1 protein-coding gene is annotated in these 406 nt (G+C 62.6%); it reads right to left on the bottom strand.

Translation table 11 applies throughout. The features are described from left to right. Positions 1-172: 172 nt before the first annotated feature. A partial coding sequence (locus GYA94_RS27505; RefSeq protein ID WP_161893534.1) for a DUF3077 domain-containing protein occupies positions 173-406 on the bottom strand: 234 nt, incomplete at its 5' end.

The following is a 406-nucleotide window of genomic DNA, read 5'->3' as shown; positions in this document are numbered from 1 at the left end:
CGTGCTACAGACAAGGCGGTCGCGCGCGTCCGGCACAGGAGAGACTGGCCCGAAACAGATGTGGGAGCGGCCTTGCGTCGCGATGCGCCGCGCGGGCGGCGCTCGATCTCACAGGCGCCAAAAATGCTGCGGCGAACCCCTGCCAGCCCTCCTGCAACCTAGAGCCAAACCCTCACTGCTTCATCCCCAGCTCGGCATCATCCATCAGCGCCTTGGCCATCGCACTCAAGTAATGCGCAGCCCATATCATCATCGGCTTCCCATCCATCAACCCGGTGATGGTCAATTCGCGCACATACCCCATCAACTCCGAAGACTGTTCGCGGGCATCCCTGCACGGGATCCCGGGCTCGATGCGGAATAGCGGGTGGGTGCCGTTTTCGCCCTGGTAGAAAGTGGTCTTGCC

The sequence above is a fragment of the Pseudomonas juntendi genome, from assembly GCF_009932375.1.
GTDB lineage: Bacteria > Pseudomonadota > Gammaproteobacteria > Pseudomonadales > Pseudomonadaceae > Aquipseudomonas > Aquipseudomonas juntendi.
This window is presented reverse-complemented; position numbering and strand designations above follow the sequence as displayed.